6 protein-coding genes are annotated in these 9,709 nt (G+C 35.2%); all 6 read right to left on the bottom strand.

Features of this window, described 5'->3' with window-relative positions; genetic code table 11:
* Positions 1–226: 226 nt before the first annotated feature.
* The 6 genes from AO58_RS0115210 to AO58_RS0115185 all read right to left on the bottom strand — a co-directional run bounded on the left by AO58_RS0115210 (position 227) and on the right by AO58_RS0115185 (position 9,707).
* Positions 227–1,630, bottom strand: coding sequence for a RagB/SusD family nutrient uptake outer membrane protein (locus AO58_RS0115210; protein WP_503089846.1), 1,404 nt, complete (start codon positions 1,628–1,630; stop codon positions 227–229).
* 162 nt (positions 1,631–1,792) lie between these two features.
* Positions 1,793–4,894, bottom strand: a complete 3,102-nt coding sequence (locus AO58_RS0115205) for a SusC/RagA family TonB-linked outer membrane protein (protein ID WP_024982516.1) — start codon at positions 4,892–4,894, stop codon at positions 1,793–1,795.
* A 337-nt stretch (positions 4,895–5,231) separates the two neighbouring features.
* Positions 5,232–5,978, bottom strand: a complete 747-nt coding sequence (locus AO58_RS0115200; protein ID WP_024982515.1) for a tetratricopeptide repeat protein — start codon at positions 5,976–5,978, stop codon at positions 5,232–5,234.
* 94 nt (positions 5,979–6,072) lie between these two features.
* Complete coding sequence (locus tag AO58_RS0115195; RefSeq protein WP_024982514.1) at positions 6,073–7,827, bottom strand: BatD family protein; 1,755 nt, start codon at positions 7,825–7,827, stop codon at positions 6,073–6,075.
* 20 nt (positions 7,828–7,847) lie between these two features.
* Positions 7,848–8,609, bottom strand: a complete 762-nt coding sequence (locus tag AO58_RS0115190; RefSeq protein WP_035717917.1) for a tetratricopeptide repeat protein — start codon at positions 8,607–8,609, stop codon at positions 7,848–7,850.
* 66 nt (positions 8,610–8,675) lie between these two features.
* Positions 8,676–9,707, bottom strand: a complete 1,032-nt coding sequence (locus AO58_RS0115185) for a VWA domain-containing protein (RefSeq protein WP_024982512.1) — start codon at positions 9,705–9,707, stop codon at positions 8,676–8,678.
* Between the last annotated feature and the right edge of the window lie 2 nt (positions 9,708–9,709).

The following is a 9,709-nucleotide window of genomic DNA, read 5'->3' as shown; positions in this document are numbered from 1 at the left end:
TAGATTATATCTGCAATCAGGTTGGAGATGGAGCCAAAAAAATAAGATCAGAACCAGAATTAAAATTCAGTTCTGACTTATTTTCAGCATAATAAAAAAGTAAACGCCTATTTATAATGGGTAACAAGGTATTTTATGCTCATTCATTAAAACTTTCGGATAGCAATGAAATGGCACAAAAAAAACCGCCTCAAAAAGAGACGGTTTTTAAAAACTTGTGTAAAAATTACCAACCTGGATTTTGCTGTGCAGCAAGTGTTGGATTATTATTAGTTTCTAATAAAGGTATTGGCCATAAAACTCTATGATCAGAACCTGGTATTGCTTTTTCTAATAAAGCACCGTCGTAAGGTGTTCCTAAGATAAACATGTCTTTATTAGCTGAGGCATTACCTATTTTAGCTGGAATACCATCAATAGGAGCAATATCATCATTTTGCAAACGGTGAATATCAGACCAACGACGACCTTCCATTATAAATTCAATTCTTCGTTCTTTCAAAATAGCCTTTACAAGATCAGCAGCAGTTGCAAAAGAAGCAGCTGTATACGCTTGAGTAGCTGGGTTAGCTAAAGATCTATTTCTAACAGCATTCAATAAATTAAGAGCAGTAGTAACATCTGGAGACGCCTTTCTAGCTTGAGCTTCAGCAACGTTTAACAATACTTCCGCATAACGAATTACTGGTGCAGCATCGGTATATTTCACTCCTTCTTTATACTTGTTAGTATATTTAATACCATTTACAGTTTCAACCATGGTTCCTTCAGCTCTTCTTTTATCATCAGCTAACCAACTTGGATCTCTCCAAATAATTGGACTAATACAAACCAATCTTCTTGTTTTATATTGAGAGGCCAAAGCACCATTTACACCAGGATTTTGTCCAGCTGCTTCTGCATGACGAATAGAGAAAATTGATTCAGGATTAGTTAAGTTGGTAGATGTAATAAATGGCATCTCAGGTTGTGCACCAAGAGCTATTCCTGCCAATGGCTTAGAGCCTTCTGCAATTACTTTATCCCAATTTCTTTGATGCAAATACACTCTAGTTTTAAAAGCAATTGCGGCATTTTTAGTTGCTAAACTTTTATCAGTAGCTTGAGTAATCTTAGCTTCAGCGTCATCAAGATCAGCAATTACTTTTGCATAACATTCTGCAACAGTATTACGACCTCTTGCTAATTCAGCATCCACTTCAGCCTGAGTATCGATTCCAACTTCACGATATACGATACCTGGATGGCTTGCAGTTGGAGTAAAATTGTAAGACCTTGCAAAATAAGTAAGTAATTCAAAATGAGTGATCGCTCTTAAAAATTTAGCTTGACCAATATAATCATTACCCACGGCAGCAGAAACAATTCCTTTTGCCATAGCACCTGTCACTCCTTCGATCACCAAGTTACAACGGTTAATCAAACGATAACCATCTACCCAATAATAGGTGTTGTTAGCCGTATTTGTATCATAATTACTTTGGTAAGTAAATTGATAAAAAGCTGCCATATTTACAACATCTTCACCTCTATTATCTCCTTGCTGTACAAAGGCTGCACCCCAAACATACCCACGACCACCATTTGGATTAGTAGAATTAAACTGCCCTATTTGGGCTGCATTATACATCCCAGTTACAGAAAGTTTTATCAATGATGGAGAAGAATAAGATACATCATTTGAAATGTTATTTACCGGGCTTAAATCTAGTATTTTTTCTTCATCACATGAATTTACTAGAAAAGCAAGTAGTAATGCACTTGTAAGTTTTATATACTTTTTCATATTTTATTATAAGTTTACGTTAAGACCCATAGAGATTGTTTTGGCACGTGGCGTTCCATTTAAATCCACACCAAAAGTTTCCATTTCTGGATTAATCCCCTTGTAATCAGTAATGATTAACATGTTTTGAGCTTGAAGAAAAATTCTAAACTTATCAAGCTTTAATTTTTCAACTATTGATTTAGGAAGAGAATACCCAATTGAAACATTATCTAAACTTATAAAATCACCATTCTCTACGAAACGAGTAGTAGCGAAACTTGCTAAATTTACAAAGTTTCCTTGTCCAGCCATCAATTTTGGAGTCCATCCATCACCTGGATTTGTAGCACTTTGCCATCTTCCTAAAACTTCAGTACTGTTATTGTTTAAATCCTGATTTAACATTTCTCTTCTAGTAGAATTGAAAATCTTGTTACCTCCACTAAAACGTACTAAAAATGCTAAATCGAAATTTTTATAACTCATGTTAGAAGAAAATCCACCAAAATAAGTTGGTAACGTATTCCCTAATATTTTTCTATCAGTAAGAGCTAATGAAGATGCTTTTGAAATATCACTTGGATTAGAAGGATCAAAAACAACATATGTCCCATTATTAAGATTTCCCTGAACTAAAGAACCATTTGCTTTTACATATACAGGATTTCCATTAGCCTTATTCACACCCCAATACTCATAACCAAACAAAGAGTTAGGTGACTCATTTGTTCTAATAATGATATTTGGATTAATATTGATATCAGAAGATGATCCACCAACAATATCAGCATTGCCACTTGGCAAAGAGGTTACTACACTTTTTTGAAGCGTTAAATTGGCATTAACACTCCATTTAAAGTTAGCATTATTAATTAATGCAGCCTCAACACCAAACTCTAAACCTGTATTTTCTAAAGCACCAATATTTTTAGCTATTCTATTATTAGGCACACCTAATGAAGGAGCTACAGGCACATTCAAAATCATACCTTCGATATCATTTTTAAAGTAATCTGCTGTTAACTTAATTTTATTGTTTAAGATTGATAAATCTGCACCAAAATCAGTTTTTTTACTTTTCTCCCACTGCAATTGGTCGTTACCAAATTGTGTATAGGCAATACCATTTGCTGCGCCATATTGTGATGCAGAAGTTAAACCTAAATACGGAAAGTTTCCGATATCAGTATTCCCTACTTCAGAATAAGAAGCTCTTAGTTTGAAATCAGAAACATACTCTTTAATACCTGACATAAAATTTTCGTTTGCAATATTCCAACCTGCAGAGTACCCTGTAAAGTTACTCCATCTTGTAGCTGGACTCAATTTAGACAAACCATCACGTCTAATAGATCCTTGCAAGAAATATTTTTGCTTATAGTTATAAGACACTCTTCCGATATAAGACATGATAGAGTTTAAACCAACACTTCCATTGGCTGTTTGAACAGTATAAGCACCTGTAACCAAGTTTTGATCGTAAAATCCATCCGCTAAATCAGTACCAACACCTTCAAAATATTGATTTTTTTCTGATTGGTATTCAGCAACAGCAGTAGCTGAAACATTATGGTCGTCTAAGAATGTTTTGTTATAAGATAGTATGTTTTGAATGTTCCATCTTAAAGAATTTAGATTATCATTTTGCAATCTTCCGTTAACAGAAAAACCATCACCATGAATTGGGCTCCAGTATAAGAATCCTCCAGTTATAGCATTATCTGCACTAGCTTGGAATCTGAAATTCAAGTCTTTAGTAATATCTACAGCTGCAAACGTATTGATCAAAAGACGTTGAATGCTTGACGTTTGTCTATTGTTTTCTAAACCGTAAACTACGTTAGTTAATTGAACACCAACAGGTTGTAAATTATCCCATTGACCTACCCAATTGTTAGTAGTAATATTGTATCCCGTAGGATTAGCAGCATTATAAATTGGAACATTAGGCAAATTACGGATAGCATTAAAAATGTTACCAGAAACTGAACCTCTACCTGTATTTAAACCACTATAGTCTGTTCTTGAAAGTGCAATGTTTCCACCGAAAGAAAACCAATCGTTTAATTTGTGTTCAATATTTGTTCTAAAATTATAACGCGTCATTTCGTTAGACTTAGCAATACCTTCTTGATCAGTATACCCTAATGACATAAAGTATTTCGTTTGATCAGTACCACCACTAAACGATAGATTGTGATCAATTTGAACCGCATTTTCTCTTAAAACAGCTTTTTGCCAATCCGTGTTAAAAGTGGAACCAGCAGCCCATATTGGCTGACCAATATTCGTTCTTTTCTCGTTAGCAATAGTTAAAAATTGATTAGTATTTAATAAATCAAAAGTTTTGATAGGAGAAGAAAAACCAACAGTAGTATTATAACTAACCTTTGCTGATCCTTTTTTACCCTTTTTAGTTGTTATCAAGATAACACCATTAGCAGCTCTTGACCCGTAAATTGCAGTAGCAGCTCCGTCTTTTAACACTTCGAAAGACTCAATATCATTTGGATTAATATCCCCTAAACCATTGGCATTGGCGTACCCACCAAGGTCACCTGAATAAATTGGCATACCATCTACAATATACAAAGGTTGAGTACCTGATGAAATAGAAGCTACTCCACGAATTCTTACCGTTGGTGCTTGTCCTAAAATTCCATTTGGAGCTGTAACCTGTACACCCGCAGAACGACCTCCTAATAAACTCTCAAAAGATGGAGAAACTAATCCTGCGATAGCATCACCTTTAATTTGAGAAATAGCACCCGTAATTTCTTTTTTCCTCTGTACTCCATAACCCACAACTACAACCTCTTCAAGTTTTTCAGCTTCGTTGCTTTCCAACTTAACATTTAATTTGTCTGAAGCATCAACTGCTTTAGACACATCTTTCATACCCACAAAAGAGAAAACTAATACATCTCCTTGTTTGGCTTTAATAGCATAGCTTCCATCGAAACTAGTTTGAGTACCATTTTTGGTTCCCTTTACCATTACATTCACTCCAGGAATTGGACCCACTGCGTCCGATACTGTTCCCGATACTGTCTTCACCTGAGCGGAGACCACTTGCATTGACAAGGCCAATAGCAAAGAAAAAATCCATTTGAATTTTGATCGCATAAATTTGAATTTTGATTTAGTTATGCGACAAAAATGATAACATTTTGTTAATAAAAAAAACCAATAGCGGCTGCGAGCCCAACAAAACAAGAGAAATCAATAAACATAATACCACTATTACTCCAAATACTTAAAACAAAAACAAACAGTTTAACATAATGTAAACACATAATAAAAATTATATCTAAATATTAATAAGAATACGGCATAATTGAAGGAATCCAAATTTTAACACTTTTTCAAAGAAAAAGACCCAAAATTAGCACAGTTTTGAGTAAAAAAAAAGGTGTTCCTATAGATTAGAAACACCCAAAATTGGTAAAATTAACATAAATTATCACTTCACTTCCTTAATAGCATTGGCATTCAACCAACCTTCTGTACCATCGGTAAGCTGAACTTTTCTCCATTGATCGAGAGATTCTATGATATAAACTTTGACCCCTTCATGCAGAGTAATGACAACCGAACTTGAAGACTGCGGCTCACTTTTGACATCTGTCATAGCCGCAAAAAGAATGGCTGGCCGATCATTTTTAAAATGACTTTGCTCAAAATAACCCGCAAAAACACTTAGCAAAACGAGTAGCAATCCAAAAAACATCCCAAAGAAAAAAACACGTTTCGCTAAAGAAGCTTGAGTAAAGTAATACCCTAAAAAAAGTAATAGTACTACCACAGCAAAACCAATCGAAATCCATCCCCAAGTATCATAATGAAAGAAAGCGGTAAAATCGTGTACCAGTTTCTCGAAACCTACTTTGGGAACCACTTTAATCTCATCAATGGTTTTCTTTTGGGCAAATTTCAAATTGTTTAGAATTTCTGAATCATTAGGTTTTAAGACCAAAGCTTTTTCATAATTATAAATCGCTGGCGCTACCTGATTGAGCTTGTAATAACAATTGCCCAAATTGAAATACAAATCGGCCGATTCTTTTTTCTCCGTTTGCACCACCGATTCATAGGCCTGAATGGCTTGCTCGTATTGCCCTTTTTTGTACAAAGCATTCCCTGACTCAAACCCATTTTGAGCAGTTAAAACACTGGTTATAAATAATAATAAATAAACTATATTTTTCATATGTTGATTTAATTTTAAACACAAAGATCACAAAGGAAGGACTAAGAACACTATTTTATAGTGCTGATTTGATTACACTTCTATTCTTTGTAGTTTAGACAATTTGTTTTTCTAATCCCGAAATAATTTCGATGGCTTTATCAAAATCCTGCTGAATGGAAGCACTAGAAGAAGGCGCATAACGCGCAATCTCACAATTCTCGGTCAAGGCAATAAAATCATTTACAGCCTCAGGATTCGCTTTTCTAGACAACAATAACTCTTGAATATTATCCTTACTCATTTCTGAAGTTTCGATGTGTAATTTGGCTTTTAAGAAATTATGCATCGCTTTTTCGAGTGCCACATAGAACAACTCTTTGTTCGCAATTTGTTTTTTGGCTTCCGATAAATATTTTTTAGCCAATTTATTGTTCATTTTGATTCGGTTACCAAAGACATCGCTATCTATGGCTTCTTTTTTCTTTTTGAAAATCACAATCAAAGGGATTATTCCAAAAGGAAGCAATAACAGCGCATAAAAGCTATTTGAGCCTAGGAAATCTTTTCCGTGAACGTCTTCAAGCTCTGTTTTGAGCTTGATGAATTTGAATTGCTCCAGATTACTAATCTTATTTTTAGCCGTGCTTGCCACTGCGGTACTGTCTGTAGCGGTTGGACCATCTAAAACAGTCACCAAAATCTCTGGAGAAGTAATCGTTTTGTAACTGCCCGAATTCAAATCAAAATAAGAGAATTGCATTGGCTTGATCGGATAGGTTCCTTTGAACTGCGGAATAATGGTATAACTGTCCGAAATCTTGCCTGCCATTCCAGAAAGTGGCGTATTTACGGATTCCGTATGAACAGGGTCATACATTTCTAGGGCGTTTGGAACTACAGGTTTGGGTAAGGTGAATAATTTAAGATTTCCTTTTCCAGCGGCGCTTACTACCAATTCTAAACTTTCTCCATTGTGCAGTGTTGTTTTGCTTGGTGTAACTTTAAAATCAAAACTTCCCACGGCGCCAGAAAAATCTGTTGGTTTGCCCGATTCTGGCAATCCTTTTACCGCAATCGTTCTTGCTCCTGTGGTTACATTCTTAGTTACATCTTTTACAATTAATTGCCCGAACATATCTCTTCTATTGGTAGGCAATTGAACAGGAATATCTAATGAAAGTGGTTCAATAACTAGTTTTCCAGATTTTTGAGGATACAAAACTGTTTTGCGAAGAACTACATACCTAAAACGTTCCCCTCTAAACATTCCCTCTTCAGGAACCAATTGCTTGATATCAATATTTTGGCTCCAAAAATTATTGTATTTAGGTTTACTCTTTTCTTCCCAATTACCTCCAATTCCGATATTATAGCTGAAATACAATTTATAAACTACCGTAATGGGCTCGTTGATATACGGATTGGTTTTAGAAATATCCGCAACTAAATATAAATTATTATCGACAGAAATTTGTCCGTCATTCTCTTCCTCAGATTGCTGCACTGCATTGGTCACAGTAATCTTTACAGGAGATGTTTTATACACCTGCCCATTAAACTCAATTGCCGCCTGTTTAATTACCAAAGCTCCTTTTCGGGTAGGAACTAAGAAATAGGAATACGCTTTCTCGAAAGAGCTTCTACCGTTGACCCAAGATTGACTTACTTGTTGGCTAGGTCCAGCGATGATTCGGAAACCATCGAAAGAAGGTTGAATAAAATTATCACCATCTACATTCATAATAAAATCAACACGAAGGCGTTCGTTTAGTGCCAATGTATTTTTACTCACTCTTGCCTCGAATTGAACTTGAGCCAGAAGTGGGTTAGCAATTATAAAAAGTGCAACTGCAATAAATTTTTTCATTTTAAAATGCGGTTTTTGAATTACCAATCTTTTTCGGTTTGAACTGGTTTTCCTTGGCCTTGTTTGGCTTTTACTTTATCTTGAATTTTCTTTTCTTCGTTGTTTACAGCATCCAAAAGGTTTTCTAAACGGTCTTTAGAAATATCGCCAGGTTTGGGTTTCGGTTGTCCTTTTTGGTCTTGATTTTTGCTGTTTTTTTGCTCGTTTTGATTAGGATCTTGTTTTTTATCCTGATCGCCTTTATCGTCTTTTTTGTCTTTGTCTTTATCGCCGTCTTTCTTGTCGTCCTTCTTATCTTTATCCTTGTCTTTGTCTTTTTTATTATCCTTATCGTTTTTCGGTGGATTGTCTTTTAGCATTTTTTTGGCCAAAGCATAATTGTAACGAGTCTCTTCATCTTCGGGATTAGAACGTAAAGCGTTTTTATAGGCATCAACTGCGGCTTCATAATTTTTATCTTTCATAAAAGTATTCCCCAAGTTGTGCAATATCTTGTGCTTTTGGGATTTTACTTTTGCTTTGCGAAGTGCTTCAACATAGGCATATTGTGCTTCGGCATTTTGATTTTGTTTGTAAATTGCATTTCCTAAATTGTAGGGAGCCACCGTTCGGTTAGGGAATTTCGATTGTGAAATTCTATAATTCGCCTCCGCTTCTACAAACTTTTTTTCTGCAAATTCTTCATTCGCTTTTGGTAATGCTTTGTCTTTTTGTTGAGCAAATAGGCCTCCTAGCCCCAAAAGGGAAAACAAGAAAAGGAATATGAAATATTTTTTAATCATTTGTAATTTTGTATTTTATCACTTTCAAGTACATTTATCAACTTCACATTGGGAGGTTAGAAAACTTTATTTCTCGTTAAACAAATTCAATTTTTTCACCCAACTTGTTTTGCGCTCTAACAGAAATACATCTACCAAAAGCAACAGGAAACCAATGGCTAAAAACCATTGAAATTGAGATTGGTACTCTGCCATTTCAGTTGCTTCAAATTCTGTTTTTTGGATTTTATCCAAAGTGTTTTTTACGAATTCTAACACTTCTTTGGTATTCGCGCCATTTACATAATTCCCATTCGTCGCTTTTGCAATGCTTTTCAAGCTTTCTGGATTCAATTTTGTGATAACGATTTGATTCTCTTTGTCTCTTTTATAACTTTCAATCACACCGTTTCGACGCAAAGGAATCGTACCGCCCTTCTCAGTACCAACACCAATAGTGATGATTTTCATACCAATTTTATTGGCTTCTTCGGCGGCGCTTTCGGATCCTTCTGAATGGTCTTCCCCATCCGAAATCATAATCATCAACTTGCTTGTTTTGCTTTTTTCATCAAAATAAGTAGCCGATAATTTAATCGCTTCGTCTAAAGAAGTTCCTTGAGACGAAACAATGTCGGTATTCATACTTTGCAAAAACATCTTCGCCACACCGTAATCGGAGGTGATTGGCAATACAGGAAAAGCACTTCCTGCATAAGCTACAATCCCAATACGGTCACTGCCGAGTTGATTGATGATTTGAGAGACGATTTGCTTGCTTTTTTCTAAACGACTGGGCGCGATATCCTCTGCCAACATACTTTTAGAAACATCGACTGCAAAAACAATATCAATACCTTCACGCTTAACCGTTTCCATTTTGGTGCCAATCTTAGGATTCACCAATCCTAAAATCAAGCAGGCAAAAGCCAATACTAACACAATTAATTTCAATACCGATTTAAAACTAGAGCTATCTGGACTCAACTTTTGCACCATTTCAACCGAACCAAATTCGCGTTGTTTTTTCCTTTTCCAATACAAATTGTACAAGAAAACCACTACCAAAAGAGGCAATAAGATGAGTAGGTATAAATATTTTTTTTCGTCTAATTCCATTT

This window comes from Flavobacterium succinicans LMG 10402, assembly GCF_000611675.1.
In the GTDB taxonomy this organism is placed as follows: Bacteria; Bacteroidota; Bacteroidia; order Flavobacteriales; family Flavobacteriaceae; genus Flavobacterium; species Flavobacterium succinicans.
The sequence above is the reverse complement of the archived record's forward strand: the minus strand, read 5'-3'. Positions and strand labels throughout refer to the sequence as shown.